Origin of the sequence: Actinospineispora acaciae DSM 45401 (assembly GCF_000620785.1) — a bacterium.
GTDB lineage: Bacteria > Actinomycetota > Actinomycetes > Mycobacteriales > Pseudonocardiaceae > Pseudonocardia > Pseudonocardia acaciae.
In genome coordinates, this window is sequence record NZ_JIAI01000003.1 from 559417 (window position 1) to 586245 (window position 26829).

The window sequence follows — 26829 nt, forward strand, 5'->3', positions numbered from 1 at the left end:
GGCTAGTCCGTCCATCCCGACCCTTGGGCACATTGTCTTAGATACTGAGAAGACATCGGATCCACATTGACCGCGACCCAAGTGTGAGTGTTCAGTCACTCACATGGAACGAGCATTGTCCACGGCCGAGGAGCGGCGCCCCGCCGTGCTGGCGGCGGCGGTGCGGGCGTTCGCGGTGTCGGGCTACCGGGGCACCCCCGTCGCCCGGGTGGCCACCGAGGCCGGCATCTCGCCCGCGTACGTCTTCCGGCTGTTCCCGACCAAGCAGGGGCTGTTCATCGCCGCCGTGCACGCCTGTTTCGACAGGATCCTGGACGCCCTGGCGACGAGGGCGGACGCCCTGCCGTCGACGGCGCCCGCCCCGGAGGTCCTCTCGTCGATGGCCGACGCCTACGCCGCACTCATCGCCGACCGCACACTGCTCGCGCTACAGGTGCACGCGCTGGCGGCCGCCGACGAGCCGGAGATCCAACGCGCGCTGCGCGCCGAGCACGCACGCCTGGTGCGCTACGTCGCCGACCGGTCGCGTGCGCCGCTGCCGGCCGTCCAGAACTTCTTCGCCCGGGGCCAGCTCTGCCACCTGGTGACGGTGCTGGGCATCGAGTCCGTCGACGAGGAGTGGGCGGGCTACCTGAACGAGGGCATCCGCCACTACCCCGCCGAAGCCCGCGACAACGACGGCAACGACCGGGGAGGACACGATGACCGCTGACGACACGGTGCTGGTGACCGGCGCGACCGGCAACACCGGCCGCGAGCTGGTGGAGCTGCTGCACGGCCGTGACGTGCGGATACGCGTGATGGTGCGGTCCGAGGCGGCCCAGGGGCGGTTCCGCGGAACCGCGGTCGAGGCAGCGGTGGCCGACTTCGACGACCCGGACGCGGTGGCCGCCGCGCTGGCCGGCGTCTCGCGCGCGTACCTCGTCACGCCCTCCTCCGAGCGCGCCCAGGCCCAGCAGGAGCGGTTCGCCGAGCTCGCCGCGCGGGCCGGCGTGACGCACTTGGTCAAGCTCTCCCAACTGGCCGCCGACGAGGACTCGCCGGTGCGGTTCCTGCGCTACCACTCGGCCGTCGAGCGGCGGATCCGCGAGCTGGGCATCGGGTTCACCTTCCTGCGGCCCAACCTGTACTTCCAGGGGATGTTCGCGCTGGCCGGCCTGATCCGCGAGCAGGGGAAGATCTTCGCCCCGATCGGCGACGCCAGGGTCAGCGCGGTGGACGTCCGGGACATCGCGGCGGTGGCCGCCGCCGCGCTCACCGAGCCCGGGCACGAGGGCGCCACGTACACCATCACCGGACCGGCCGCGATCACGCACGCCGAGATCGCCGAGGCCATCGGCGCCGCCGTGGGCCGCGAGGTGAGCTTCGCCGACATCCCGCCGGACGCCTTCGCCGCCAGCCTGCGCGGCGCCGGCATGCCGGACTGGCAGGTCGACGGGCTGATCGAGGACTACGCGCACTACAGCCGTGGCGAGGCCGCCGCCGTGACCCCGGCCGTCGCCGAGGTGACCGGCCACGCCCCGCGAACGGTGGCCGAGTTCGCCCGTGACCACGCGGAGGTCTTCCGCTGATCGTCGGTGATGCTAGATTGCTAGCACCAACATGACGAGCACGAAAGGAATCCGGCCATGGCGATCACCGGCGTCCACGCCCTGATCTACTCCTCCGAGTTCGAGGCGCTCCGCGCGGTGCTGCGGGACACCCTGGGCTGGCGTCACGTCGAGGACGAACCGGGGTGGCTCATCTTCGCCATGCCGCCGGCCGAGGTCGCCGTGCACCCCGCCGACGGCCCCGGGTACCAGCTCTCGCTAATGTGCGACGACCTGGAGTCGACGGTGGACGAGCTGGCCGCCAAGGGCGTCCGCACCACGGGGCCGCCCGAGGAGGAGAGCTGGGGAAGGCTGGTCCGGCTGGCGCTGCCCGGCGACGTCGAGATGATGTTGTACCAGCCGAAGCACACCACCGCGGTCTGAGATCCGCCGGACCGTTCGCCGAGGGCTCAATCCGGCGGATCGGCGCCCCGGCGGCGGTAACGTCGCGCCGATGCGAGTTCTGGTTGTGGGCGGGACGTGGTTCGTGGGCCGGCGCATGGTGGAGCGGCTGCACGAACGCGGCGATCAGGTGCTGGCCGTGCACCGGGGCCGGTCGACCCCGGACGACTGGGTGCCGGTGCGGCACCTGATCACCGACCGGGCCCGGCTCGCCAACCACGCCGGCGAGATCGCGGACTTCGCCCCGGACTCCGTGGTGGACACCGCCCCGCTGACCGGCGCGCAGGTCGACGCCGTCACCCCGGCGCTGCCCGAGGTGCCCACGGTGGCGCTGTCCAGCCAGGACGTCTACGCCGCGTTCACCGGCCTGCGCACCGGCCGCGAGCTCTCCCCGCTGCCGATCACCGAGGACTCCGAGGTCAGGGCCGAGCGCTACCCGTACCGGGGCGCCGGGATCTCCACGCCGAAGCTCGACATACCCGACGACTACGAGAAGCTGGACGTCGAGGAGCGCTGGCTGGCCCGGGGCGCCGTGGTGCTGCGGCTGCCGGTGGTGTACGGGCCGCACGACTGGCAGCGCCGCGAGGAGCCGCTGTTGCGGCGGGTACGGGCGGGGCGGCGGCGCATCCCGGTCGGGGCCGCGAACCTCCTCTGGACCAGGGGGTACGTCGACGACATGGCCTCCGGCGTGCTCGCCGCGCTGGACAGCAGGGTCGCCGACGGCCAGGCGGTCAACCTCGGCGAGGCGCGCACCTGGTCGGTCCGGACCTGGTTCGAGCAGATCCTGCGGGCAGCCGGGTCGGACGCCGAGCTGGTCACCGTGCCGGACCGCGCGCTGCCCGCCGACCTTGCGCTGAGCGCCACGCCCGCGCAGCACCTGCTGGTGTCCTCGGCGCGGGCGCGGCGGCTGCTCGGCTGGCGGCCCGGCGACCCGGCGGAACGGGTGGCCGAGTCGGTGCGCTGGCACCTCGCGCACCCGCCGCCCGAGCCGACCTGGACCGACGTTGACGCGGCCGCCGACGACGACGCGCTCGCCCAGGTTGGTCAGTAGTCTCAGGCCTCGGACAGCGCCTGCCGGACCAGGCCCGTCGGCGACAGCACGCCCCTGACGATGGCCAGCGCGTCCGCCCGCTCCCGGTCGCCGTGCCGGTGGGCGTCCAGCACCTGCGCGGCCGGCACCGCGAGGTCCTCCAGCGCGCGCACGCACCGGTAGTAGGCCATCCGCTCGGGGTTGACCTCCACCGGTCCGTAACCGTCCATGAACCGGCCCAGCTCCTCGGGGCCGACCAGCGCGAAGTACAGCACGCCGCCGAAGACGAACATGAGGTCCCGCTCGCGCGGGGCGAGCACCGCGTCGTCCCAGTCGATCAGCCAGACCCGCCCGTGCGGCCCGAGCAGCAGGTTGCCCAGGTGCGGATCGCCGTGGCAGACCACGCCGGGCGCCCACCCCGCGCTCAGCCGCTCGCCCAGCGCGTCGGCCCGTTCCAGCACCGAGGACACCAAACCGGCCGCACCCCGCCACTCCCGGGCCAGGTCCGCGACGAGCCGGTCGCCGCCCCCAAGCCCGAGCCCGCCCAGCCGCGCGTCCAGCGACCGCACCGCGAACTCCCACCGCTCGTGATCGTGCTCCTCGCGCGGCAGGTCCGTGGCCATCGCGTCGGTCACCTTGGTCGCGTGCGCCCGCGCCAGCAGCCGCCCGAACGACACCCAGTGCTCGGCCGCCATCCCCGATTCGAGCGCCGGCCGGCCGGACACCCACGGCGACACGGACAGCCGCCGTCCCTCGCGCTCGCTGTACAACCGCCCGTCCCTGGTCCGCACCGGCCCCACCACGCCCGGCACGCCGTGCTCCGCGAGGTGCGCGGACACCACCAACCCGGCCGCCGTACCACCCCCGGTCAGCTTCACCGCGTACCGCGCGCCGTCCTCACCGTCCCCGCGCCACAGCAGCGCGGCCTCGTCCGCGCCGTCGCGCACCTCCGCGACCGAGCCCAGGTCGAGCCCGAAGTCCTCACCGACCCATCGGACCACCCGCGCCGCCAGCTCGTCGTTCACACATCACACGATGACAGCCCATCGGCTGATCTCCGTGCCATACCGCCCGCTCGCAAGCACACTGGGCAGCGTGAGCCCACAACGCGAAGCGGCGAGGCAGGTGTCACAGTGAGCTCTGACAGCCCAGCCAAGGACGCACCGAACGAGCAGCTCCCCGAGCCCCCCAAGGGCCTGACCGGCAAGGCGCTCAGGGCCGCGGTGGAGCGCGCGCTGCGGGTGCAGCAGCCCCTGGTCGCGTCCCACGTCGCCAAGATCCGGCGGGACAAGCCCAACGCCACGCCCGCCGAGGTGATCGCCGGCCTGGACAAGCAGTACCTGCTGGCCGCGGGCGGCCTCGGCGCGGCCGCCGGCGGGGCGGCGTTCCTGCCCGGCATCGGCACCGTCGCGTCGCTGGGCACCGCCGCGGCCGAGGCCGTCGCCGCGCTGGACGCCTCGGTGCTCTACACCCTCGCCGTGGCCGAGGTGCACGGACAACCGATGCGCGACGTGGAGCACCGCCGCGCGCTGGTGCTCGCGATCGTCCTTGGCGAGGGCGGTGCGCAGCTCATGCGCAAGGTCACCGGCCGCTCCACGAACTGGGCGCAGGGACTGGCCGACGCGGTGCCGCTGCCCAAGCTCGGGCCGGTGAACCAGATCCTGGTGCGCTGGTTCATCAAGCGGTTCGCCGTCCGCCAGGGCGCGCTGGCGCTGGGCAGGGCGCTGCCGCTGGGCGCGGGCGCGCTGATCGGCGCGACCGGCAACCTGGCCATCGCGAAGGGCGTCATCCGCTCGGCCGAACGGGCGTTCGGCCCGCCTCCGGCTCGCTGGCCGGATCCCGAGCCGGAGCCCGCGCCCGCCGACGCCGCGATCGAACCCTGACCGTCCTCAGGTCGCGTTCAGCGCCGCCCGGACCCGCGCGCGCAGCCAGGCGTGCGCGCGGTCACCGTCATAGCGCTGGTGCCAGGCCATGGTCGCCGGGATCGGGATGTGCTCGAGCGGGAGCTCCAGCGCGCGCAGCGGCAGCGTGTCCAGCACCGGCCTGGTCATCCGTTCGGGCACGGTGACGAACAGCTCGCCGTGCCGGATCGTGTGGAACGCGGCGGTCGCGGTGGCCACGGCGGCCACCACCCTGCGCTCCAGGCCGCGCGCCCGCAGCAGCTCGTCGATCGGGTCCCGCAGCCGCCCCCGCCGGGACACGATGATGTGCTCCCCGGCGGTGTAGCGCTCCAGGCTCAGCCCGGCCTCGACCGCCGGGTGGTCGTCCCGGACGACGACGGCCAGCCGGTCGTGCAGCACGGTGTCGTGCGAGATGTCCGGCGACGCCGGCGGCCCCGACGCGATCTCCAGGTCGACCCGGCCGTGGCGCAGGTCGCTGGTGTCGACGCTGGCCTCGGCGAGCAGGCGCAACCGCACCCCGGGCGCCTGCGCTCCGACCGAGGCCAGCAGCGCGGGCCCGATGGCCGTGGCGATGGTGTCGTGGCAGGTCAGCGTGAAGGTCCGGTCCAGCGTGGTCAGGTCGATGTCGCGCTCGGGCGCCAGCACCACCTGCGCCTGCTGCACCAGGGCATGCACCCGTTCCCGGACCGCGAGCGCGCGCGGCGTCGGCGTCATCGTCCGCCCGGTGCGCACCAGGATCTGGTCATCCATGGCGCGCCGGATCCGGCCCAGCGCCCTGCTCATGGCCGGCGCCGTCAGGTGCAGGCGCTGCGCGGCGCCGGCCACGCTGCCCTCCTCCAACAACGCGTCCAGCGCGACCAGCAGGTTCATATCCAGTTGCACACGAGTAATCCTAGACGTACCAAACATGCACTGGACGTCATGTTTTCCCGTTCCTAACCTCGAACTCGGTCCACCGATCCCCCTTCTACCTGGAAGGACAGCCATGTCCACGATGTTGACCGAGCTACTGACCGAGGTCACCACCGCCGTCCAGGCCGCCGGCGCCCTGGTGCGCCAGCGCTTCACCCGCGACGCCCGCCCGAACTCCCTCGAGGATGTCCTCGCCGCGCTGCGCGCCAACGACGAGGCGTCCCTGTCGCTGCTGCGCGAGCCGTTGCGCACCGCCCGCCCCGCCGCCGGCTGGATCGACGACGAACTGGAGACCGGCGCGCTCCCGGACGGCGAGTGGTGGGTGGCCGACCCGGTGGAGGGCAACATCAACCACGTGCACGGCCTGACCGACTGGTCGGTGACCGCCACCCTGGTCCGCGACAACCGCCCCGTCCTGACCGCCGTGCACCTCCCGCTCGCCGGCGACACCTACACCGCGTCCGCCGGCGGCGGAGCGTTCCTCAACGGCGCCCCGCTGCGCCCGTCGGCCAAGACCCGGCTGGACGGCGCGTACGTCGGCACCGGCCAGGCCCGCCCCGGCGACGACCCCGCCACCCTGCGGCGCCTGACCCGCTCGCTGTCCGCGATGCTCGACGCCGCCCTGGTCACCCGCTCATCGGTGCCGGCCACGCTGCAGCTCATCGAGGTCGCCGCCGGCCGGATGGACGTGTTCTGGCAGCACAGCGACGTACGCTCCGGCCTGCTCGCCGGCGCCCTGCTGGTCGCCGAGGCCGGCGGCACGGTCACCGACACCCGAGGCAACCCCTGGACCCCCGCCAGCCCCGACCTCCTGGCCGCCGCCCCCGGCCTGCACCGCGCCGCCGTCGACGTCCTCTCCGCCGCGAACGGAGCGGGCGAATGACCCGGGCGCTGGTCGCCGGCGGCGGCATCGTCGGCCTGACCACCGCGCTGGCCCTTCGCCGCGTCGGCCTGGACGTGACGGTCGTCGAACAGGCCCCCGAGATCCGGTCCACCGGAACCTCCCTGGGCCTGTGGCGCAACGCCCTGGCCGTCTTCTCCGACCTCGGCATCGCCGACCGGATCCGCGCCGTCGGCCGCCCCGCCTCGATGTACTTCCACGACGCCGCCGGCCGCCTCCTGGAGACCCCCGAGCACGGCCCCGCCGACCACGACTACTTCCTGGCCAACCGCCCCCTGCTCAACGACGTGCTGGCCGACGCCGTGGGCCGCGCCCACATCCGCCTGTCCACCCGCGTCGCCGCCTACACCGAGACCGCCGACTCCGTGACCGTCCACTTCTCCGACGGCTCCGCCGACACCTTCGACCTGCTCGTAGGCGCCGACGGCCTGCACTCCGCCGTCCGCACCCACCTGATCCCCTCCGCGATGCCCCGCCCGCACCCCGGCCACCACACCTGGCGGGGACTCCTCCCACCCGGCGCCGCCGATGTGACCGGCGCCGCCATGACCGTCGGCCACCACCGCTGCCGAGGCGGCTACGCCCGCACCCACGACGGCGGCGCCTACTGGCTGGTCTCCCAGCTCGGCTCCCCCACCCCCACCGCCGGCGCCAAGTCCGAAGCCCTCACCCGCGCCGAGCACCTCAACGACAACGGCTGGAACGACCAGCTCCTCACCGTGATCGCCGCCACCCCCGACGACCAGGTCCTGCACAACCCGATCACCATCGTCCCGCCCCTACCCCGCTGGACCTCCCACCGCGTCGCCCTGGCCGGAGACGCCGCCCACGCCATGTCCCCCCACATCACCGCCGGCGCCTCCCTGGGCATCCAGGACGCCGCCGCCCTGTCGCACCACCTCGCCGCCCACCCCGACATGCCCCAAGCCCTGGCCGCCTACGAATCCGACCGCATCCCCCACTACGCCCGCGTCCGCACCCTCTCCGACGCCGTCGAGCACTACCGCACCCCCGCCGAGTTCGCCCACCGCTACGCCGCCTTCACCCACTGGATGATCAACTCGACGTGACGCCCTCGGTGCGAGACTCGGTACGTGTGCGACCAACCAGCACAGTTCGCCGACCAGCCGGCAACCGATCCGGCGCTGCGCAGGACGCTGGCGGCCGCCGGGTTGCCGGCAACAGGGCGCTTTCTTCCCAAGGCCGGCTGGGTGAGCCGCGTGTGGGTCGGTGACGAGTACGTCGTACGGCTGAACAACAACGGACAGTTCCGCGGGGCGTATCGCCACGAGGCAACTGTCGTCAACCTGCTCGTCGGCAGCGAGGTCCCACATGCCCGGATGCTTGCCCACGGCGACGGCCCGGACGGGCCGTGGTACATCTCCGAACGCCTGCCCGGCCGAACCCTGTACGAGGCATGGCCGGCGGCGGACTCGCACACGCGCCGATCAATCATCGAGAGCCTCGGCCGTGCGTTGCGCGCACTTCACCGCGTTCCTGCCCCGGCCGACCTGCTGCCGCCCTGGCTGGCCGACGCGCTCCGCGGCACACCGTGGCCCGCGTTCCACCCACCCGTGGTGAGTGCGGCGCTCCAGCAGGTCGAGGCCGCGCGGCGACTGCCCAATCACGACTCACGTCTGCTCGCGAACGTCGCCGACTGGATCCAGGAGCGGTTGGCGTTGTTCGCTGCCGACGAACCCGTCCTCGTCCATGGTGATGTGCACGGATCCAACGTGATCGTCGACCAAGGACGCGTCACCGGTCTCATCGACTTCGCGGAGGCGTTGGCTCAACCAGCGGATGTCGAGCTCGACACCATCCTGCGCTGGTGCGCGAAAGCGCGAGAGTACCCACCCACACCCGACGAACGAGGGCTCGACGAAACCACACTCACAGAGGTCCCCGGATGGCTGCGCGGCGCGTATCCGGAGCTGTTCGAGCGCGAGCAGCTGCGCGAACGGTTGAACTTCTATGACATGTATGTGGAGCTCGCGCTGTACGCACACCACCCCCTGCCCGACACACGCGAAGCGGCGCGGGACCGCATCGCCCTCCTGCTTTCCGGCCATAACCATCTGGATGGACTCGCCTGGTAGGTCCGCCGCCGGTGCGGGGCTCAGCGCGAGCCGGCCGGAACCCGCCCCCGGACCGTGACCAACGTAAACGCGGCCGCACCCGCGGCGGTCGCGGCGAGCAGCAGGTAACCGAGCGCATACCCGCCGAGCGCGCCGTACACCAAACCCATGACCAGCGGCGGAAAGAACCCACCCAGCCCGCCGGCGGCCCCGACCACGCCGGTCACCGCACCCACCCGCTCCGGCTCCACCAGCTGCGCGACCAGGGCGAACACCGCCCCGGTGCCCGCACCCAAAGCGGCCGCCATACCCAAGAACACCAGCGTCCCGACCGGAATCAGCGGTAACCGGAACGCCGCGACCACCGCCAACCCCGCCACCGCCAGGTACGAGTACCCGAGCACCCGCACCGGCCCGAACCGATCGGACAGCCACCCTCCGGTCGGCCGCATCACCACGGCCAGCAGCACGAACCCCGCGGTGCGCAACGCGGCATCGCCTCGCGCCAGGTGATAAGCGATCACCAGATACGTCGGCAGGTACACGCTGAACGCCACGAACCCGCCGAAGGACACCGCGTACAGGAACGACATCTGCCAGGTGACCCGCATCCGCACGGTCGCGGCCAGCCCGCCGAGCACGCCGCCGGACGCCACCGCGCGCCCCGGCCGGTCCCGCAGCAACCCGGCCGCCACCCCCGCGTACACCAACAGCACGACCGCCACCAGGTCGAACGGGAAGCTCGGCGCCACCGCCGCCGCGAGCTGCACGGTGGAGAACGCCGAGATCGCCGTGCCACCCATGCCGGCGCCGAAGATGCCCAGCGCGAGCCCGCGCCGCTCCGGCGGGTACCAGGAGTTCACGAACGGCACCCCGATGGCGAACGTGGTGCCGCCCAGGCCGAGGAAGAACCCGCCGACCAGGTACCCGGCCAGTGACTGGGCGAAGTGGCCGAGGTAGAGCACCGGCAGCACGGTCAGCAGCGCCACGATCGGGAACATCCGGCGAGCACCCAGCCGGTCGGTGAGCGCGCCGACGGGTATCCGGCCCAACGACCCGACGATCACCGGGACGGCCACCACCAGCGACTGCTCGAACGCGCTGAGCGAGAGCTGCTGGCGCAGCGCCTCACCCAGCGGGGACAGCAGCGCCCACGCCCAGAACGTCAGGGCGAACCCGACGGTCGCCAGCGCGAGCATCGGCGCCGGCCCGGCGGCCCCTCGTCGACTGTCCCCGGCCACGTTCCCTCCCAGGTCACCAGTGTTATACCGCGAGCATGCGACAGGGAGGGCAAAGGTGACTCGGCCGTGTGGACCTTGGTCATCAGTGTGGACGGCAGGTCTTGCCCGGACGGGACGGGCGGAGTAACTCTGGCGGCGGTCAGAGACGGGAGCCCTGATGCCCAAGCACCGGCAGCGACATCGGCACACCGGTGGGCGGCTGGACGGGCCCGCGGCCGACGCCCTGCTCCAGACCGGGCGTTTCTTCACCCGCCGGGAGACCAGCGAAGACCTGCGCGCGGAGTTCCTGAGCGGCGGCCGGGACGGCGACGTGTTCTATCGGGACCGGTGGAGCCACGACAAGGTGGTGCGGTCCACGCACGGGGTGAACTGCACGGGCTCGTGCTCGTGGAAGGTCTACGTCAAGGACGGGATCATCACCTGGGAGACGCAGCAGACCGACTACCCGTCGGCCGGCCCGGACTCCCCGGAGTACGAGCCGCGCGGCTGCCCGCGCGGGGCGGCGTTCTCCTGGTACACCTACTCGCCCACCCGGGTGCGCTACCCGTACGCCCGGGGCGTGCTGCTGGACATGTACCGGGACGCCCGCAAGCGGCTCGGTGACCCGGTCGCGGCCTGGGCGGAGGTCACCGGCGACCAGGAGAAGCGCCGCCGCTACCAGCAGGCGCGCGGCAAGGGCGGGCACGTGCGGGTGTCCTGGGACGAGGCCGTGGAGATCGTCGCCGCCGCGCACGTGCACACGATCAAGGAGTACGGGCCGGACCGGATCGCCGGGTTCTCCCCGATCCCGGCCATGTCGATGGTGTCGCACGCGGTCGGGTCGCGGTTCATCGAGCTGGTCGGCGGCGCGATGACGTCGTTCTACGACTGGTACGCAGACCTGCCGGTGGCGTCCCCGCAGGTGTTCGGCGACCAGACCGACGTGCCGGAGTCCGGCGACTGGTGGAACGCCACCTACCTGCTCATGTGGGGCTCGAACGTGCCGATCACCCGCACCCCGGACGCGCACTGGATGGCCGAGGCCCGCTACCGGGGGCAGAAGGTCGTGGTGGTGTCCCCCGACTACGCGGACAACACCAAGTTCGCCGACACCTGGCTGCCGGCGCAGCCGGGTACGGACGGCGCGCTCGCGATGGCGATGGGCCACGTGATCCTGAAGGAGTTCTTCGTCGAGCGCACCGTGCCGTTCTTCGTCGACTTCGTCCGGCGCTACACCGACCTGCCGTTCCTGGTGAGCCTGGAGGAGAAGGACGGGGCGTACGTCCCCGGCAGGTTCCTCACCGCCGTCGACCTCGGCGACACCTCCGAGGGCGCCGCCTTCCAGACAGTGCTCATCGACGAGCATTCCGGCGAACCCGTCGTCCCGAACGGCTCGCTGGGCTTCCGGCACACCGAGACCGGGGCCGGCCGGTGGAACCTCGAGCTGGGCGAGGTGACACCGCGGCTCACCCTGCACGGGAGCGACGAGGCCGTCGAGGTGCTGCTGCCCCGGTTCGACGCCGCCGACGGCCACGGCGAGGTGCTGCGCAGGGGCGTCCCGGTCCGCCGGATCAGGAGCACGCCGGTGACCACCGTGTTCGACCTGATGCTGGCCCAGTACGGGGTTCACCGCGACGGCCTGCCGGGCGACTGGCCGACGGGCTACGACGACCCGTCCGAGCCGTACACCCCGGCCTGGCAGGAGCCGATCACCTCGGTCCCGGCCGGGCTGGCCGCGAAGGTGGCGCGCGAGCTGGCCGCCAACGCCGAGGAGTCTCGCGGCCGCAGCATGATCATCATGGGCGCGGGCATCTGCCAGTGGTTCCACGGCGACGCCACCTACCGCGCGGTGCTGGCGCTGCTCATGCTCACCGGCTCGATGGGACGCAACGGCGGCGGCTGGGCGCACTACGTGGGCCAGGAGAAGTGCCGCCCGCTCACCGGCTGGACGACCATGGCGATGGCCACCGACTGGCAGCGCCCGCCCCGGCAGATGATCGGCACCGCGTACTGGTACACCCACACCGACCAGTGGCGATACGACGGCTACCGCGCCGACGCGCTGGCCTCACCGCTCGGCGCCGGCCACCTGGCGGGCATGCACACCATGGACACGATCGCGCTGTCCACGCGGTTGGGCTGGATGCCGTCCTACCCGCAGTTCGACCGCAACCCGCTGAACGTGGCCGACGAGGCGACGGTGGCCGGCCGCGACGGCGCCGAGTACACCGCCGAACAGCTCCGGGACGGCAAGCTGAAGTTCGCCATCGAGGACCCGGACGCCCCGGAGAACTGGCCGCGCTGCCTGACGCTGTGGCGGGCGAACCTGCTCGGCTCCTCGGCCAAGGGCGACGAGTACTTCCTCAAGCACCTGCTCGGCACCCACCACAACCTGCGCGCCGAGCAGACCCCGGAGGACCGCCGCCCCCGCGACGTGACCTGGCGCGAGGGCGACCCGCCGATCGGGAAGCTGGACCTGCTGCTGTCCCTGGACTTCCGGATGACCAGCTCCACGCTGCTGTCCGACGTGGTGCTCCCGGCCGCCACCTGGTACGAGAAACACGACCTGAACACCACCGACATGCACCCGTTCGTGCACGCCTTCAACCCGGCGATCGACCCGCCGTTCCAGGCCCGCACCGACTTCGACGCCTTCCACGCCATCGCGCGGCGGTTCTCCGAGCTGGCCCGCATCCACCTCGGTAAGCGCCATGACGTGGTCGCCGTGCCGCTGCAGCACGACACCCCCGGCGAGACCGCCCAACCCGGCGGCCGCGTCCGGGACTGGAGGGCCGGCGAAGTACCGCCCGTACCGGGCAGGACGATGCCGAACTTCGTGGTCGTCGAGCGCGACTACCCCGCCGTGGCGGAGAAGATGGCCGCCATCGGCCCGCTGCTGGACACGCTCGGGATGACCACCAAGGCCGTCACCTACCGCCCCGACCGGGAGCTCATCGAGCTGGGCGCCCGCAACGGCGTGATGCTCGGCGGCGCCTCGGACGGCCGGCCCGCCATCGACACCGACGCCAAGCTCGCCGAGGCCATCCTCGCGCTGTCGGCCACGACGAACGGGCGGCTGGCCGTCCAGGGTTTCCGCGAGCTGGAGCGGCGTACCGGCGTGCGCCTCGCCGACCTGGCCGAGGGCAGCGAGGAGCGGCGGATCACCTTCGCCGACACCCAGGCCAGGCCGGTGCCCGTGATCACCAGCCCGGAGTGGTCCGGCTCGGAGACCGGCGGGCGCCGCTACGCCCCGTTCACGGTGAACGTCGAGCGTGGCAAGCCGTGGCACACCCTGACCGGGCGGATGCACTTCCTGCTCGACCACGACTGGATGCACGAGCTGGGCGAGGCGCTGCCCACCTACCGCGCCCCGCTGGACATGCACCGGCTGTTCGGCGAGCCGGTGCTGGGCGACACGGCCGCCTCCGTCACCGTGCGGTACCTGACGCCGCACTCCAAGTGGTCGATCCACTCGGAGTACCAGGACAACCTGTTCATGCTCTCGCTGTCCAGGGGCGGGCCGGTGGTGTGGATCAGCGAACCGGATGCGATCACGATCGGGGTGGCGGACAACGACTGGGTGGAGGCGGTCAACCGCAACGGCGTGCTGGTCGCCCGCGCCGTCGTCACCCACCGGCTGCCGGCCGGCACGGTGTTCGTCTACCACGCCCAGGAGCGGGTGGTGAACGTGCCGAAGTCCGAGACCACCGGCCGCCGGGGCGGCATCCACAACTCGCTGACCCGGATCCTGGTCAAGCCCACGCACCTGATCGGCGGCTACGCGCAGCTGTCGTTCGCGTTCAACTACCTCGGCCCGACCGGCAACCAGCGTGACGAGGTCACCGTGATCCGCCGCCGCGCCAACCAGCGGGTGGAGTACTGACATGAGAGTCATGGCGCAGATGGCCATGGTGATGAACCTGGACAAGTGCATCGGCTGCCACACCTGCTCGGTGACCTGCAAGCAGGCGTGGACCAACCGGGCGGGCGTGGAGTACGTCTGGTTCAACAACGTGGAGACCCGGCCCGGCCAGGGCTACCCCCGGCGCTACCAGGACCAGGAACGCTGGCGCGGCGGCTGGGTGCGCAACCGGCGCGGCCGGCTGTCGCTGCGCGCCGGGGGCCGCCTCCGCAAGCTGTTGTCGATCTTCGCGAACCCGGTGCTGCCGAACATCCGGGACTACTACGAGCCGTGGACCTACGACTACGAGACGCTCACCGAGGCCCCGCTCGGCGACGACTTCCCGGTCGCGCAGCCGAAGTCGCTGCTCACCGGCGAGCCGATGGACGTGCGCTGGAGCGCGAACTGGGACGACGACCTGGGGGGCGCGCCCGAGCACGGACCGAGCGACCCCATCGTGGAGCGCATCCGCCGCGAGTCCGAGGACAAGGTCAGGTTCGAGTACGAGCGGGCGTTCATGTTCTTCCTGCCGCGCATCTGCGAGCACTGCCTCAACCCGTCGTGCGTGGCGTCCTGCCCGTCCGGGGCGATGTACAAGCGTTCCGAGGACGGCATCGTGCTGGTCGACCAGGACCGCTGCCGGGGCTGGCGGATGTGCGTGACCGGATGCCCGTACAAGAAGGTCTACTTCAACCACCGCACCGGCAAGGCCGAGAAGTGCACGTTCTGCTACCCCCGGGTGGAGGTCGGCCTGCCCACCGTCTGCTCGGAGACCTGCGTGGGCCGGCTGCGCTACCTCGGGCTGGTGCTCTACGACGCCGACCGGGTCACCGAGGCCGCCTCGGTGGAGTCCGAGCGCGACCTGTACCGGGCACAGCTGGACCTGCTGCTCGACCCGTCGGACCCCGCCGTGGCCCAGGCCGCCCGCCGCGACGGCATCAGCGAGGACTGGCTGGACGCCGCCCGCCGCTCCCCGGTCTACACCCTGGCCAAGCGGTACCGGGTGGCCCTGCCGCTGCATCCGGAGTTCCGCACCATGCCGATGGTCTGGTACATCCCGCCGCTGTCCCCGGTGGTCGAGCGGCTCACCGAGACCGGTCACGACGGCGAGCGCGCCGGCAACCTGTTCGGCGCCATCGACGCGCTGCGCATCCCGGTGGAGTACCTGGCCGAGCTGTTCACCGCCGGCGACCCGGTCCCGGTGCGCGACGTGCTGCGCAAGCTGGCCGCGATGCGCTCGTACATGCGGGACGTGACCCTGGACCGGCCGCGTGACGAGTCGATCGCGGCGGCCGTGGGGATGACCGGCGGCGAGCTGGTCGAGATGTACCGGCTGCTGGCGATCGCGAAGTACGAACAGCGGTACGTGATCCCGACCGCTCATGCCGGGGAGGCGCACGAGCTGGAGGAGCTGGGCTGCAGCCTGGACGTCGACGGCGGGCCGGGGATGCTCGGCAGTGGGCCGTTCGGGGAGGCGTCCGGGCGGCCGGCACCGGTCTCGGTTGAAACGTTTCATGCGCTGCGGGAGCGGCAGACGGGCGAGCACGTCGCCGATCCTGGTGAGCCGGGTGCCAGGGTCAACCTGCTCAACTGGGACGGCAAGGGCCGCCCGCCCGGCCTGTTCCCGCCTCGGCGGGCGCCGGAGGCAGACCGGTGACCGGGGTGCCGGGCGAGGCCGTCGTGCTCCAGGCCGCCTCGGTGTGCCTGCGCTACCCCGACGAGTCCGTGTTCGACGCCTTGCCGCTGGTCAGCGCGGCCGTCGAGGCGTTGCCGGCCGGGGCGTCACGGGAGCGGCTCGCGGGCTTCCTGGCGTGGGTCGCGGCCATGGCGCCCGGGGAGTTGGCCCGCCACTACGTCGAGGTGTTCGACCTGCGGCGGCGATGCTGCCTCTACCTGACCTGGTGGACCGACGGCGAGACCCGGCGCCGCGGTGGATCGCTGGCCGCGCTCAAGGCCCGCTACCGGGCGGCCGGGGCTCGGTTCGACGACGCCGAGCTGCCCGACTTCCTGCCCGCCATCCTGGAGTTCGCCGCCACCGTGGACCTCGCCGACGGGCTCGCGCTGCTGGCGGAGCACCGTCCCGCGCTGGAGCGCCTGCACGACGCCCTGCTCACCGCTCGTACCCCGTACGCCGCGCCGGTCGACGCGGTCCGCGCGCTGCTGGGACCGCCGCCCGCCCGCGGGGTGGCCGGCCAGAAGTCCGAGCCACCACCGCCCGAGCTGGTCGGCCTCGAACTGAGTCCGTACCCCCTCCCACCGCTCGCACCCCAACCGCCCGCACCCAAGCCCACCGCGCACCCCAAACAGACCGACCGTCGGTCTATCTCCCGAACGACGGCGGCGACGACCGGGACGGACCTCGGCATGCCCGGAGTACGCACATGAGCTGGTTGCTCTGGGGCGCGCTGCCCTACGTCATGGTCGTGATCCTGATCGGCGGCACGATCTGGCGGTACCGCTACGACAGGTTCGGCTGGACCACCCGCTCCTCACAGCTCCACGAGTCGCGGCTGCTGCGGGTCGGAAGCCCACTGTTCCACTTCGGGCTGCTCGTCGTGATCATCGGCCACGTCATCGGCCTGGTCATCCCGAAGTCCTGGACCGACGCCGTCGGGCTGAGCCAGCACGCCTACCACCTGCAGGCACTGGTGCTCGGCGCCATCGCGGGGGCGGCCACCCTGGTCGGGGTCGGCATCCTGATCTACCGTCGGCGCACCACCGGCCCGGTGTTCACCGCCACCACCCGCAACGACAAGCTGATGTACGTCGTCCTGGTCGCGGCCATCGTCGCCGGCCTGGCCACCACGCTGCTCGGCGCGACCGGCGGCGACGAGCACAACTACCGGCTCACCGTCTCGCCATGGTTCCGCTCGCTGTTCGTGCTCCAGCCCGACGTCGCGGCGATGAGCGCGGCCGGCCCGGCGTTCCAGCTGCACACCCTGATCGGCATGCTGCTGTTCGCGATCTGGCCGTTCACCCGGCTGGTACACGCCTTCACCGCGCCGCTGGGCTACCTGTTCCGCCCGTACATCGTCTACCGCTCACGAACCGAGACGCCCGCCACCCGACCGGCCAGGCGCGGCTGGGAACGAACCTGACCGCCGCCGACATGTACCCGAAGTCCGCGCCCCAGGACGCCTCGGAGCTCGCCGGGCCACCCTGACCGCCAGATCCCAAACCCCCCGCCCGCACCCCCGCCCCAAACTGACCAGACCGACCGTCGGTCTAGCGGAAGTACAACATCATCAGGTCACCACGGTTGCTATAACACTCGCGAAACAACCATAACGCCCTGATGATCTTCAGAGCGGCGACGGCCCTCGAACGGTCACCTTCCGTACGACACGCTCACGGCGCCCCGACCGCGGACCCCCACACTCCCGCGGTCGCCCAAGATCCACCGCCGCGCCGATCGAACGTCCACTACATCGCCCTCCTTGTCGAACCAGTTGCATTTTCGATCCAGTCTCCGTACGCTCCGACAGTAGTTCGAAAACAAGAGCAGTCTCGAACACGAAGTAGAGGAGAATCCGATGTCGCCGGCGACCGACCGGCCCCACCCACCGAGCACGGCGACCCGACCGACGGATCTCCGAGCGAACCTGACCCTCGCCGCGCTGTTCCTCGCGATGTTCGTGATGGGCACCGCCGAGCTGATCGTGGTCGGGGTGCTGGACCTGATCGCCGCGGACTTCCAGGTGTCCATTCCCTCGGCCGGCGCCTTGGTGACCGTGAACGCGCTGGGGCTGGCCCTCGGCGGTCCGGCCCTGACGGCACTGACGCTCCGGCTGGACAAGCGGACGATCCTGGTCGGCGCGCTCGCGCTGTTCGTCCTGGCCAACCTGGTAGCGGTGGTGACGGCCAGCTACGGACTGTTCCTGGCCGCGCGCACGGTCGCCGGCGCGGTCCAGGGGCTGTCCATCGCCGCGGCGTTCGGGGCCGGCATCTCCGTCGTCCCGCCCGAGCGGATGGGCCGGGCCATGTCGGCGGTCATCTCCGGCGTCTCGGTCTCGGCCGCGCTCGGCGTGCCGGCGGGAACACTGGTCGGCCAGACGCTCGGCTGGCGGGGCGCGTTCGTGGCGGTGGTCGCGCTGGCGGTGGTCTCGCTGGTCGCCGCGTTGGTGCTGGTCCCTTCGGTTCCCGCCACCGGCAGGGGAGTCGGCGACCAGGCCAGGTACGCGTTCGCCCCGAGGGTGCTCGCCGCGCTGGGCCTGAGCTTCCTGGTGTTCGCGGCGCTGTTCGCGGCCGTGACGTACATCGTGCCGTTCCTGCGCGATGTCACGGGCGTCTCCGGCGCGCTGGTCAGCGTGTTCCTACTGGCCTACGGGGTGGCCACCGCGATCGGCTCGTTCGGCGGCGGGCGGTTCGCCGACAGGAACGCCGCCCGGACGCTGACCCTCGGCACGATCGGCGTGGCGGCGTCCCTGCTCGCGCTCGAGCTGTTCGGCACCGTCGCCGCGCTGGTGGCGCCTGCGCTGCTCGCGCTGGGCCTGTTCGGCATGGGCATGGCACCCTCGTTGCAGTACCGCGTGGTCAGCCTGGCCGGGCCCGGCGGCCAGCTGGCGCAGTCGCTGCCCGCCTCCGCGATCAACGTCGGCATCGCGGCCGGATCCGCCGCCGGCGGCGTCGCGGTCGGCGCCTACTCACCCGCCGCCGCGGTGGTCACCGGCATCGGCATCGCGGTCCTCGCTGTCGCGGCCGCCTTGGCCACCGGCCGACTCCGGCCGCCCGCGCCCGAACCGGCACAGTAAGGAAGGAGAAGACGATGGAGAACCTGCCCGAGGTGGTCTCGCGCGAGGAATGGCTGGCCGCCCGGCTGGAGCTGCTGGCCACCGAGAAGGAGCTCACCCGCGCCCGCGACCGGGCCAATGCCGCGCGCCGCCGGCTGCCGATGGTCCGCATCGACAAGCGGTACGAGTTCGAGGGGCCGAACGGGACGGTCGGCCTGCTCGACCTGTTCGAAGGCCGGCCCCAGCTGGTCATGCACCACTTCATGTGGATGAACGACGTGGACGCCGACGGCGTCAAGCGCCCGCGCGACACCGGATGCACGAGCTGTTCCTCGGCGGCCGACCAGATCCCGGCCAGGTTGCGCCAGCTGCACGTCCGCAACACCACGCTGGTCGCCGTGACGCGGGCGCCTTACGAGAAGCTCGCCGCGTACCGCGAGCGCATGGGGTGGACGTTCCCCTGGTACTCCTCGGCGGGCAGCGACTTCAACTACGACTTCCACGCCACCGTCGACGACCGCGTCGCGCCCGTACAGATCTTCTACAAGGACAAGGCGGGGCTCGCCGAGGCCGGGATGCCGTGGCAGGACTGGATGAACTGCGACTGGCCGGGGATCAGCGCCTTCCTCCGGGTCGGCGACGAGGTCTTCCACACCTACTCCACGTTCGGCCGCGGCATCGAGGAGTTCACCAGCGGCAACAACTACCTCGACCTCACCGCGCTCGGCCGCCAGGAGGCGTGGGAGGAGCCGAAGGGCCGGGCGACCCCGCTCGGGCTGCAGGCCGGCGGCCCCAACCTGCGCCTGCCCGACGAGTACGACACCTGAGCCAGGCCGCGCAAGCAACAAGCACTTGCATATGCACGTGCAAATGCAAGGACGGCAGGCGATACCCTTGCGCTCCGTTGAGACAAGCCCGCACGAGAGGCCTTGGCACGGAAGGCGCGAGATGCAGGACCCACCGCATGAGCCGTCCGGGATGGACCCCTACCGGCAGCAACGGCAGCCGAGCTCGGCCGCCGTGTTCCTCCAGATGTGTTCGAGCACCCTCCATCAGCGGAGCTGGATCCCCTGGCTCCGCCTCGTCGGCCTGTTGGCGCTGGTCGCGGCCGCGGTGGTGATCGTCAAAACGTATGCCTGAGGGTTCGCCTCAGCGGATGCTCAGGAACACGGCGGGAACGGCCGTCGGTCGGCGTGTCGCGAGCGCGTGTCGACCTTCGGCCCCGGTCGGGTCACTCGATCGTTCCAGCGCCGGCTGCCTGCAAAAGTAACGATTTCACACGCTGCGAGCGAAGCACCGGATAGCATCCCGTTTCGAATGTCGCCCGCAAGGGGTCCTCCCGACCCGCCCAGCTACCTCCCGCTACTCTTCGCCGCCATGCAGGAACGCCAGACCATCCATCTCGGGGAGCTCTCGAAGCACCTGGGACGCGCTGTGCTGCACCTGTTCGAGACGGTTTTCGCCCCGCTCGGGCTGTTCTACCTGCTGTTTTCCCTGACGAACCTGACCGGTGGGCTGATCGCCGCCGTGGCGTGGGCGCTGTGCGCGATCGGGTGGCGACTGGTCAAGGGCATCTCGATCCCGATGGTCCTGGTGCTGACCACGGCCCTGCTGGTGGCCCGCACCGTGATCGGCTTCGCGACCGGAAGTGTGTTCCTCTATTTCCTCCAGCCCACCCTGCAGAACTTCCTCTACGCGCTGGTCCTGGTGGCCACCGTGCCGCTGCGCCGGCCGCTGATCGCCAGGCTGGCCGACGACTTCTGCGCGTTCCCCAGCACGGTGACCAGCCGACCCGGGGTGCAGCGGTTCTTCCGGCGGGTGTCGCTGCTGTGGGCGATGGTGTTCCTGACCAACGGCGTGACCACGCTGTGGGCGCTGGCCCAGGCCTCGCTCGGCGACTTCATGGTGGTGACAACGGCGGGTTCGTACACGCTGGTCACCGTGGCGGCGCTGGCCTCGCTGGTCTGGTTCAAGCGCGAGCTGCACGGCGAGGGCATCCGGCTGCGGTTCGGCCGCGCCGCGGTCACCGTGACCTGAGGTTTCTCAGCCGACGACCGCGGTGTAGGCGTCGCGCATCTGGTCCGCGACGGTGGGGCCGTTCGGCGCCGGTGCCTGACGGGCGTGCGGGCCGAGGTGCGTCTCGCGGAGCTCGTCCATGAAGACCTCCCAGAGCGGCGGGCCACCGGCGCCGAGCACCTCGCCCCGGGCCACGAACTCCTCGCCCACCGGCAGGTAGCGGACGCCCCAGTCGCTGAGCTGGACGAACAGCGGGACCAGCTCGATGGCCCGCTCGGTCAGGCTGTAGACGACCTTCTGCTTGTGCGAGGGATCCCCGGACCTGGTGAGCAGGCCGTGATCGACCAGCACGGCGAGCCGGTCGGCCAGAATGTTCGACGAGATCCGCTCCGGGCCGGCGAGCAGCTCACGGAAGTGCCGGGCGCCGGTGAAGATGATGTCGCGCAGCACCAGCAGCGTCCACCGGTCGCCGAAGATCTCCAGCGACAGGCTGATCGGGCACCCCGACCGGACGTCCTTCCGCACCACACTCACCTCCGCACCGGTTGCACCTTGATACCAGTATGCCGCGGCGCGGGCCGGGGTGGTCCTGCCAGGGGCGGATCGGGGCAGGGTTCAGCCGAAGCGGGCGGCCATGCGGTGGAACAGCTCGGGCACCCCGCCGGCCAGCCGGGCGGGCACGGTCAGCCACCGGGGCACGAACACCTCGGGGCGGTCCCGGCGGACGGCGGCCAGCAGCGCCCGAGCCACCGCCGACGGCTCGAGCTGGCGGGGGAAGCCCCGGTCGTAGGCACGGCCGCGGCGGTCGAAGAACGGCGTGTTCACCGCGCCGGGGAACACGGTGGTCACCCCGACGCGGCCGGCGCCGATCTCGTAGCGCAGGCTGGCCGCGAACGCCCGCAGGCCGGCCTTGGTCGCGGCGTACACCGCCTCGTCGCGGACCCCGACGGTGGCGATCGAGGACAGGAACACCAGGTGGCCGCCGCCGCGGGCGAGCATCGCGGGCAGCGCGGCGCGGGCCATCCGCATCGGGGCGACCAGGTTCAGGGTGGCCAGCTCGGCGACCCGCTCGGCCGGCATCGCGGCGAACTCACCGGCGTACCCGCGCCCCGCCGAGCACACCAGCAGGTCCGTCTCGGCGGCCGCCTCGCAGCCCGCGCGCAAGCCGGACTCCGTACCCAGGTCGGCCACCAAAGGGGTGCCGCCGGTCCGGTCGGCCACCGCGTCCAGCCGGCCACCGTCCGTGCCGAGCAGGACCAGCTTGACGCCGGCGGCGGCGAGCGCATCCGCGGTGGCCGCGCCAATCCCGGAGGACGCGCCGGTGACCAGCGCGGTCCGGCCGGCCAGCCTCACCCCCACCTCACGTTGGACCGCGCGCCGGCACCGGAACCGATCGCGAACTCCAACTGGTGGCGAATCTGCGTACCGCGCCTGGCCAGCAACACGATCCCGGCGATCACCACGGCCGCCGCCATCGCCTCCCCCGCCAGCACCGGCACGGTGGTGGTGACCTCCTCGCCGAGCCACAGCACGCCGATCGCGAACGACACCAGCGGGTCCACGATCGAGATGATGGCCAGCGCGGGCGCGATGAGCACCCCCTGCTGGAAGGTGTTCTGGCTGAGCAGGAACCCCATCGGGCCAAGGAGGCAGATGATGTACAGCGACGGGTGGGTCAGCACGGACGCCAGCCCGCCGGTGCGCAGCTCCCCGGTGACCACCTTCAGCAGCCCGGCGGTCATCCCGTAGAGCACGCCGGTGGCGATCGCCAGCGCGGTGACGTGTGCGCTGCCGGAGAACCGCGAGCCGACCGCCACCACCATGCAGCCCACGATGATCACGCTCAGGCCGATGGCCAGCGGCATCATCCCGGCCAGGTTCACCATCTCGCCGCCGGTGCCGGTCGGCCGCGACAGCGTCAGGAACGCGGACAGCCCCACCACGCAGGCGGTGGCGCCGAGCAGGATCTGGCCGTCCAGCGGCCGGCGGGCCAGCATCGCGGAGAACACCGTCCCGAACAGCACCCCGGTCACCAGCAACGGCTGGACCAGCACCAACGGCCCGAACGCCAGCGCCACCACCTGTAGCGAGAAGCCCACCGCCACGGTGCCCACGCCGAGCACCCAGGTCGGCTGGCGCACCAGCGTCCAGAACAGCCTGGGATCCATCGCGGTGGTCGTCGGCACCCGTTTGGTGGCGCGCTGCTGCATGGCGCTGGCCAGCCCGAAGCTCGCCGCCCCCAGCACGGCGGCCGGCACCGCGATGACCAGCATCTCGGCCTGTTCACTCGCCATCGGTGACACCCCCGTTCACGTTTGGCCCGGCCAGCTCATGAAACACCCCGACCAGCGTTTCGGCGAACCGATTCGGATCACCGAACAGCGCGCGATCCGCGGTCACGCCCACCCCGACCACCTCACCCCAACTCAGGAACCCCACCGCGAGCCCCACCCCGTCGGCCAGCGGCAGCACCGGATACGCCGAGCCGATCCGCCCGCCCAGCGCCCGCAGCTCACGGCGCCGCCCCGGCATCACCGAGGCGATCATGCTGAAGAACCGTCCGCCGTAGACCAGCCTGGCCACCCGCCCGTGCAGCACTCCGGGCAGCGCGCCCAGCGCGCGCACCGCGAACCCGGCCGCCGCGCTCTGGCCGGAGCGCTCCAACCTGGCCAGCTCGCCGGCCACGCTCGCGATCCGCGTCCGGACGCCGGCCGGCCCGACCGGCAGGTCGAGCATGACCGCCGCGGTGTCGTTGCCGGCGGCCGCGGTCACCCCGCCCCGGCGCACCCGCCGGGTGGTCAGCGGAACGGCGGTGCGCAGCCGCCCGTTCGCCGTGGCCACCGGCGCGCCGTGCCGGTAGAGCGCCTCGCCGAGCAGGCCGAGCAGCAGCGCGGTGGTGCTGGTCCGCAACGACCTGGCCACCGCACGGACCTGGCGCGCGGGCAGCGAGGCCGCCACGAACCGCCGCGCCGGTCCGCTCGCGCCCGCCGCCACACGCACCGGACCACGCCCCGCGGTAGCCAGCCCGACCAGCCCCCTGACCAGCCGCAACGCCCTGCCCACTCGCGCCCGCCCGGCACCGGGCTCCGGCGCGCGCACCGGCGGCACCGGGCGCAGCACCGGCGCCGGGTTGTCGTCCAACAGTTCCACCAGGGTGGCCGTCACCGCCAGCCCGTCGCCGAGCGCGTGGTGCAGCGCGGCCAGCACGGCGGTGCGCCCGCTCGCCCGGTCGGCCAGCACCCGCAGCCGCCACGGCGGCCGGTCCGTCGGCAGGGCCGTGCCGAAGAACTCCTCCACGGCGTCGTCCCACTCCGTCCCGTCCAGGACGACGGCGTCGACGTGCCGGGCGGGGTCCACCTCGTTCTCGGCCAGCCAGCGCGGCCACCGGCCCGGCGTCGTCCACAGCCGCCGACGCAGCATCGGCAGCGCATAGACACGCTGGGCGACGTGCTCGCGCAGCGCGTCGACGACCCGCGCCGGGTCCAGCGGCGCCGCCACCGGCTCGAGCATGATCACCACGCCCAGTTGCTGCGGCACGGCGGCGGTCGCGGCGCCCACGAACAGCGCGTCCCCGGGGGCCAGCGGGCGCGAGCCGTGGTGGCGGGGCAGCGCGGGCATGGCGGCCACCTCGGCGCCGAAGTCCAGCGGCCGGGTGTGCTCGGTGGCCCGCCGCTCCGCGTCGGCGAGCTGCTCGGGGGCGGAGAGCAGCGCGCGCAGCGCGGCGGTCAGCGCCGGTCCGTCCGGGCACACCCGGCCCAGCCCGGCCTGCTCCATCAGCGCGGCGTTGGCCTTGCCGTGCCCGGCGATCGGCTCGAACAGCAGCACGGTGCGCCCGGTGGCCAGCGCCTCCAGCGCGGTGGCCCCGCCGGCGTTGGTGACCACGGCGTCGGCGGCGGCGGTCAGCTCGGGCATCCGGTCCGTCCAGCCCATCGGCACCAGCCGGGCCGCCGGCTCGCCGCGCGCGACCAGCCGTTCCCGCAGCGGCTCGTTGCGCCCGCAGGTGACCACCACGCACAGCGCCGGGTCGGCGGCCAGCGCCGCGGTCACCGCCCGCTCCACCGACCCGAACCCGAGCGAGCCGCAGGACACCAGCGCCACCGGCGCGTTCACCGGCAGGCCCAGCGCCGCCCGCGCCGCCTTGCGGTCCGCCGGCGCGAACGCGGACACCACCGGCGGCGCGCCGACCACGCCCTTGGCGTCCGGCTGCGCCCGGAACATCGCCCGCAGGCTCGCCTCGCTGGCCACGTAGTGCAGGTCGACCTCGGGGTAGACCCAGAACGGGTGCGGCGCGAAGTCCGAGATGATCGCGGTCAGCGGCGCGCCGAGGCCGCCGTGGCGGCGCAGCCAGTCCAGCCCGCCGGTGCCCAGCGGGTAGGTGGACACCACCAGGTCCGGCCGGTACTCCGCGACCACCGGGCGCAGCGCGCGGCCGGCCCAGGCGCCGGTGAACCGGCTGGACGCGGCGGCGAACCAGGGCCGGCGCCACAGCTCGCGGTAAAAGTAGTCGTACAGCCAGGGGGTGCGGTCCACGTTCGTCCGGTAGATCCAGCGGAACGCCGGCCCGGTGGCCCTGCCCATCAGCTCCAGGGTGTCCACCCGGCGGATCTCGCAGCCCGGCCACAGCTCGCGGGCCCGCTCCTCCACGGCGGCGGCCGTCGCGTTGTGGCCCTCGCCGATCGTCGCGCTCACCACCAGCAGCCGGCGCGGCACCTCGGAGGCCGGGCCGGCCACCGGGACGGCCGAGCCGGACTCCGAGACGTCCGCGCTCATCGCTCGCTCCGTGCGGACACGCCGGCCCCACAGTCCGGCCGGCGCGGGGACCGGATCCGACCGCCGCCGTGCGGCGCCGAGCCGTTGGTGGTCTCCGGTACGGCGTCGGCCGGCTCGGACTCGTCCGCGGCCGGCCCCCAGGCCAGCGCCAGCAGCAGGGTGGCCCGGATCGACGGGTCGTCCAGCGCCGGCCCGAACAGCTCGCGCAGCTGGGCCATCCGGTACCGGACGGTCTGCGGGTGCACGTGCAGCTCGCCGGCCATCGCCTGCCGGTTGCCCATGTGCAGCAGCCAGGAGGTCAGCGTGGTGGCCAGCCGGTCGCGGGTGGGCGCGGGCAGGTCGTCCAGCGGGGCCAGGTACTGCCGGCGCAGCGCGGCCAGCAGCCGCTCGTCGTGGTGCACGATCAGCGCGTCCAGGTGCTCGCCGACGAACAGCGGGTCGTCGGTGAGCACATGGGTGCGGCGCAGCCGGACGGCGATCTCGGCGACCCGCAGGCTGGCCGGCAGCCGGTCCAGCGGCACCGTGGACCCGACCACCGCGTCCGCCCCGCGCAGCAGGTTCGCCAGCCGCGCCCGCCGCCGAGGGCCGGACGGGTCGGGCACGATCGCGCCCACCAGCCCTGGCGCCCCGTCAGCGCTCGCACCGAGCGAACCCGCGCGCGGCCCGCGTATCCGCAGGCAGGCCGGCTCCAGCCGGGCCAGCGCCGCCCTGGCCGCCTGGTTGTCCGGGTCGACGAGGACCACGGCGGCGTCGTGCGGCAGCGGCCACTCCGCGCGGGCGGCCACGGCCCGGATCGTCGCGGTGTCCGACCTGTCCGAGAGCAGCAGCTCGGCCAGCTCCTCGCGCAGCCGGTCGCGGGCCAGCACCGACTCGGACTGCTCCTGGGCGTACCCGCGCAGCGACGCGGTGGACAGCCTGTCCACGGCGGTGAACACGGTCGAGGCCAGCCCGGCCAGCGCCTCGCTGGACGCGTCCAGCGACAGCGCCACCTGGGCCACGTGCCGCCAGGCCACGGCGGCGCCGGCCCGGTACGCGGCGAGCAGCCCGCCGAGGTCCTGGCCCTGCCGGAAGTGCTCCCTGCCGATCTCCTCGAACAGCGTCTGCTCCAGGACGTCCTCGCTGGGCGCACCGTCCGGCGCGTTCTCGGCGACACCCACCAGCCGGCTGGCGAACCCCCGCGCCGAGGCAACCACGTCGTCGAACTCCTCGGCCAGGAAGCTCGCGTAGTCGGGATGCTCGTCCGCGAGCAGGTCACGGACCTCGGCCAGGATCACCGGCAGCCGGTCGGTGATCGCGGGAACGATGTCGGCTAACCCCGAGCTAACCCGTGGATACACCGTTTTCATCCCTCCGAACACGCTCCGTACCCGGATCCCCAGCAG

At 72.7% G+C, this 26829-nt stretch carries 24 protein-coding genes; 16 read left to right on the forward strand and 8 right to left on the reverse strand.

The features are described 5' to 3' along the window. Positions 1-103 precede the first annotated feature (103 nt). From N912_RS0119500 to N912_RS53145, 4 genes are all read left to right on the forward strand, one after another. The gene (locus tag N912_RS0119500) at positions 104-712 is read left to right on the forward strand and encodes a TetR/AcrR family transcriptional regulator (RefSeq protein WP_028923728.1); all 609 of its coding nucleotides are present in this window, start codon (positions 104-106) and stop codon (positions 710-712) included. After that, complete coding sequence (locus N912_RS0119505; RefSeq protein ID WP_028923729.1) at positions 702-1571, forward strand: SDR family oxidoreductase; 870 nt, start codon at positions 702-704, stop codon at positions 1569-1571. Before N912_RS0119500 ends, N912_RS0119505 begins: the two co-directional genes overlap by 11 nt. A 57-nt stretch (positions 1572-1628) precedes the next feature. Beyond that, positions 1629-1973, forward strand: coding sequence for a VOC family protein (locus tag N912_RS0119510; RefSeq protein WP_037065379.1), 345 nt, complete (start codon positions 1629-1631; stop codon positions 1971-1973). Positions 1974-2043: 70 nt separating this feature from the next. After that, positions 2044-3042, forward strand: a complete 999-nt coding sequence (locus N912_RS53145; protein WP_156993770.1) for an NAD-dependent epimerase/dehydratase family protein — start codon at positions 2044-2046, stop codon at positions 3040-3042. Positions 3043-3044: 2 nt separating this feature from the next. Here the strand turns inward: N912_RS53145 and N912_RS0119520 are convergent, their stop codons facing one another. After that, a complete protein-coding gene (locus tag N912_RS0119520; RefSeq protein WP_028923731.1) occupies positions 3045-4046 on the reverse strand; it encodes a phosphotransferase enzyme family protein in 1002 nt (333 codons plus the stop codon). Positions 4047-4154: 108 nt separating this feature from the next. Between N912_RS0119520 and N912_RS0119525 the strand changes: the two genes are divergently transcribed. After that, entirely contained in the window at positions 4155-4904 is a 750-nt protein-coding gene (locus N912_RS0119525) for a hypothetical protein (protein WP_028923732.1), read from the forward strand. 6 nt (positions 4905-4910) lie between these two features. On the opposite strand, the gene N912_RS0119530 is transcribed toward N912_RS0119525, so the two are convergent. Beyond that, positions 4911-5804 carry a LysR family transcriptional regulator gene (locus N912_RS0119530; RefSeq protein ID WP_028923733.1) on the reverse strand — a complete coding sequence of 298 codons (894 nt, stop codon included), beginning with the start codon at positions 5802-5804 and terminating at the stop codon, positions 4911-4913. A 103-nt stretch (positions 5805-5907) separates the two neighbouring features. On the opposite strand from N912_RS0119530, the gene N912_RS0119535 reads away from it, so the two are divergent. From N912_RS0119535 to N912_RS0119545, 3 genes are read left to right on the forward strand one after another with little or no spacing between them, the layout of a single operon-like run. Further along, positions 5908-6717 carry an inositol monophosphatase family protein gene (locus N912_RS0119535; protein WP_028923734.1) on the forward strand — a complete coding sequence of 270 codons (810 nt, stop codon included), beginning with the start codon at positions 5908-5910 and terminating at the stop codon, positions 6715-6717. Then, a complete protein-coding gene (locus N912_RS0119540; protein ID WP_037065382.1) occupies positions 6714-7805 on the forward strand; it encodes an FAD-dependent oxidoreductase in 1092 nt (363 codons plus the stop codon). The genes N912_RS0119535 and N912_RS0119540 overlap by 4 nt, the downstream gene beginning before the upstream one ends. Positions 7806-7829: 24 nt before the next feature. Further along, positions 7830-8831 carry a phosphotransferase family protein gene (locus N912_RS0119545; RefSeq protein WP_028923736.1) on the forward strand — a complete coding sequence of 334 codons (1002 nt, stop codon included), beginning with the start codon at positions 7830-7832 and terminating at the stop codon, positions 8829-8831. 20 nt (positions 8832-8851) lie between these two features. Here the strand turns inward: N912_RS0119545 and N912_RS0119550 are convergent, their stop codons facing one another. Beyond that, on the reverse strand, positions 8852-10009 hold the full coding sequence (locus N912_RS0119550; protein ID WP_051580436.1) for an MFS transporter: 1158 nt from the start codon (positions 10007-10009) through the stop codon (positions 8852-8854). A gap of 199 nt (positions 10010-10208) precedes the next feature. On the opposite strand from N912_RS0119550, the gene N912_RS0119555 reads away from it, so the two are divergent. The 8 genes from N912_RS0119555 to N912_RS0119590 all read left to right on the forward strand — a co-directional run bounded on the left by N912_RS0119555 (position 10209) and on the right by N912_RS0119590 (position 20698). Continuing rightward, complete coding sequence (locus N912_RS0119555; protein WP_037065384.1) at positions 10209-13913, forward strand: nitrate reductase subunit alpha; 3705 nt, start codon at positions 10209-10211, stop codon at positions 13911-13913. A 1-nt stretch (position 13914) separates the two neighbouring features. Then, positions 13915-15588 (forward strand): nitrate reductase subunit beta, encoded by a 1674-nt coding sequence (gene narH, locus N912_RS0119560; RefSeq protein WP_028923739.1) that lies wholly within the window; start codon positions 13915-13917, stop codon positions 15586-15588. Next, positions 15585-16316, forward strand: coding sequence for a nitrate reductase molybdenum cofactor assembly chaperone (gene narJ / locus N912_RS53150; protein ID WP_064745324.1), 732 nt, complete (start codon positions 15585-15587; stop codon positions 16314-16316). The genes narH and narJ overlap by 4 nt, the downstream gene beginning before the upstream one ends. Beyond that, positions 16313-17029 (forward strand): respiratory nitrate reductase subunit gamma, encoded by a 717-nt coding sequence (narI, locus tag N912_RS0119570; protein WP_028923740.1) that lies wholly within the window; start codon positions 16313-16315, stop codon positions 17027-17029. Before narJ ends, narI begins: the two co-directional genes overlap by 4 nt. Before the next feature lie 435 nt (positions 17030-17464). After that, positions 17465-18682, forward strand: a complete 1218-nt coding sequence (locus tag N912_RS0119575; protein WP_051580437.1) for an MFS transporter — start codon at positions 17465-17467, stop codon at positions 18680-18682. A 14-nt stretch (positions 18683-18696) separates the two neighbouring features. Next, complete coding sequence (locus N912_RS0119580; RefSeq protein WP_028923742.1) at positions 18697-19488, forward strand: DUF899 domain-containing protein; 792 nt, start codon at positions 18697-18699, stop codon at positions 19486-19488. Positions 19489-19609: 121 nt separating this feature from the next. Then, positions 19610-19801, forward strand: a complete 192-nt coding sequence (locus N912_RS53155; protein ID WP_037065387.1) for a hypothetical protein — start codon at positions 19610-19612, stop codon at positions 19799-19801. Between the two features lie 177 nt (positions 19802-19978). Next, the gene (locus tag N912_RS0119590) at positions 19979-20698 is read left to right on the forward strand and encodes a VC0807 family protein (protein ID WP_245645337.1); all 720 of its coding nucleotides are present in this window, start codon (positions 19979-19981) and stop codon (positions 20696-20698) included. Between the two features lie 6 nt (positions 20699-20704). Here N912_RS0119590 and N912_RS0119595 read toward each other — a convergent pair whose 3' ends face one another. From N912_RS0119595 to N912_RS53165, 5 genes are all read right to left on the reverse strand, one after another. Then, positions 20705-21202 carry a winged helix-turn-helix transcriptional regulator gene (locus tag N912_RS0119595; protein ID WP_028923744.1) on the reverse strand — a complete coding sequence of 166 codons (498 nt, stop codon included), beginning with the start codon at positions 21200-21202 and terminating at the stop codon, positions 20705-20707. Between the two features lie 90 nt (positions 21203-21292). Further along, positions 21293-22030: an SDR family NAD(P)-dependent oxidoreductase gene (locus N912_RS0119600; protein ID WP_028923745.1), complete on the reverse strand. Its 738-nt coding sequence runs from the start codon at positions 22028-22030 to the stop codon at positions 21293-21295. Continuing rightward, on the reverse strand, positions 22027-22971 hold the full coding sequence (locus tag N912_RS53160) for a DMT family transporter (protein ID WP_245645338.1): 945 nt from the start codon (positions 22969-22971) through the stop codon (positions 22027-22029). The genes N912_RS0119600 and N912_RS53160 overlap by 4 nt, the downstream gene beginning before the upstream one ends. Then, entirely contained in the window at positions 22961-25447 is a 2487-nt protein-coding gene (locus N912_RS0119610; protein ID WP_084211011.1) for a wax ester/triacylglycerol synthase domain-containing protein, read from the reverse strand. The genes N912_RS53160 and N912_RS0119610 overlap by 11 nt, the downstream gene beginning before the upstream one ends. Further along, positions 25444-26784: a PucR family transcriptional regulator gene (locus N912_RS53165; RefSeq protein ID WP_245645339.1), complete on the reverse strand. Its 1341-nt coding sequence runs from the start codon at positions 26782-26784 to the stop codon at positions 25444-25446. Before N912_RS53165 ends, N912_RS0119610 begins: the two co-directional genes overlap by 4 nt. Between the last annotated feature and the right edge of the window lie 45 nt (positions 26785-26829).

Excerpts from the sequence above, each read along its gene's own strand:
- N912_RS0119500 (WP_028923728.1), top strand. The coding sequence starts at position 104 with ATGGAACGAGCATTGTCCACGGCCGAGGAGCGGCGCCCCGCCGTGCTG.
- N912_RS0119505 (WP_028923729.1), top strand. The coding sequence starts at position 702 with ATGACCGCTGACGACACGGTGCTGGTGACCGGCGCGACCGGCAACACC.
- N912_RS0119510 (WP_037065379.1), top strand. The coding sequence starts at position 1,629 with ATGGCGATCACCGGCGTCCACGCCCTGATCTACTCCTCCGAGTTCGAG.
- N912_RS53145 (WP_156993770.1), top strand. The coding sequence starts at position 2,044 with ATGCGAGTTCTGGTTGTGGGCGGGACGTGGTTCGTGGGCCGGCGCATG.
- N912_RS0119535 (WP_028923734.1), top strand. The coding sequence starts at position 5,908 with ATGTCCACGATGTTGACCGAGCTACTGACCGAGGTCACCACCGCCGTC.
- N912_RS0119540 (WP_037065382.1), top strand. The coding sequence starts at position 6,714 with ATGACCCGGGCGCTGGTCGCCGGCGGCGGCATCGTCGGCCTGACCACC.
- N912_RS0119550 (WP_051580436.1), bottom strand. The coding sequence starts at position 10,009 with ATGCTCGCGCTGGCGACCGTCGGGTTCGCCCTGACGTTCTGGGCGTGG.
- N912_RS0119555 (WP_037065384.1), top strand. The coding sequence starts at position 10,209 with ATGCCCAAGCACCGGCAGCGACATCGGCACACCGGTGGGCGGCTGGAC.
- narH (WP_028923739.1), top strand. The coding sequence starts at position 13,915 with ATGAGAGTCATGGCGCAGATGGCCATGGTGATGAACCTGGACAAGTGC.
- narI (WP_028923740.1), top strand. The coding sequence starts at position 16,313 with ATGAGCTGGTTGCTCTGGGGCGCGCTGCCCTACGTCATGGTCGTGATC.
- N912_RS0119575 (WP_051580437.1), top strand. The coding sequence starts at position 17,465 with ATGTCGCCGGCGACCGACCGGCCCCACCCACCGAGCACGGCGACCCGA.
- N912_RS0119580 (WP_028923742.1), top strand. The coding sequence starts at position 18,697 with ATGGAGAACCTGCCCGAGGTGGTCTCGCGCGAGGAATGGCTGGCCGCC.
- N912_RS53155 (WP_037065387.1), top strand. The coding sequence starts at position 19,610 with ATGCAGGACCCACCGCATGAGCCGTCCGGGATGGACCCCTACCGGCAG.
- N912_RS0119590 (WP_245645337.1), top strand. The coding sequence starts at position 19,979 with ATGTCGCCCGCAAGGGGTCCTCCCGACCCGCCCAGCTACCTCCCGCTA.
- N912_RS53160 (WP_245645338.1), bottom strand. The coding sequence starts at position 22,971 with ATGGCGAGTGAACAGGCCGAGATGCTGGTCATCGCGGTGCCGGCCGCC.
- N912_RS0119610 (WP_084211011.1), bottom strand. The coding sequence starts at position 25,447 with ATGAGCGCGGACGTCTCGGAGTCCGGCTCGGCCGTCCCGGTGGCCGGC.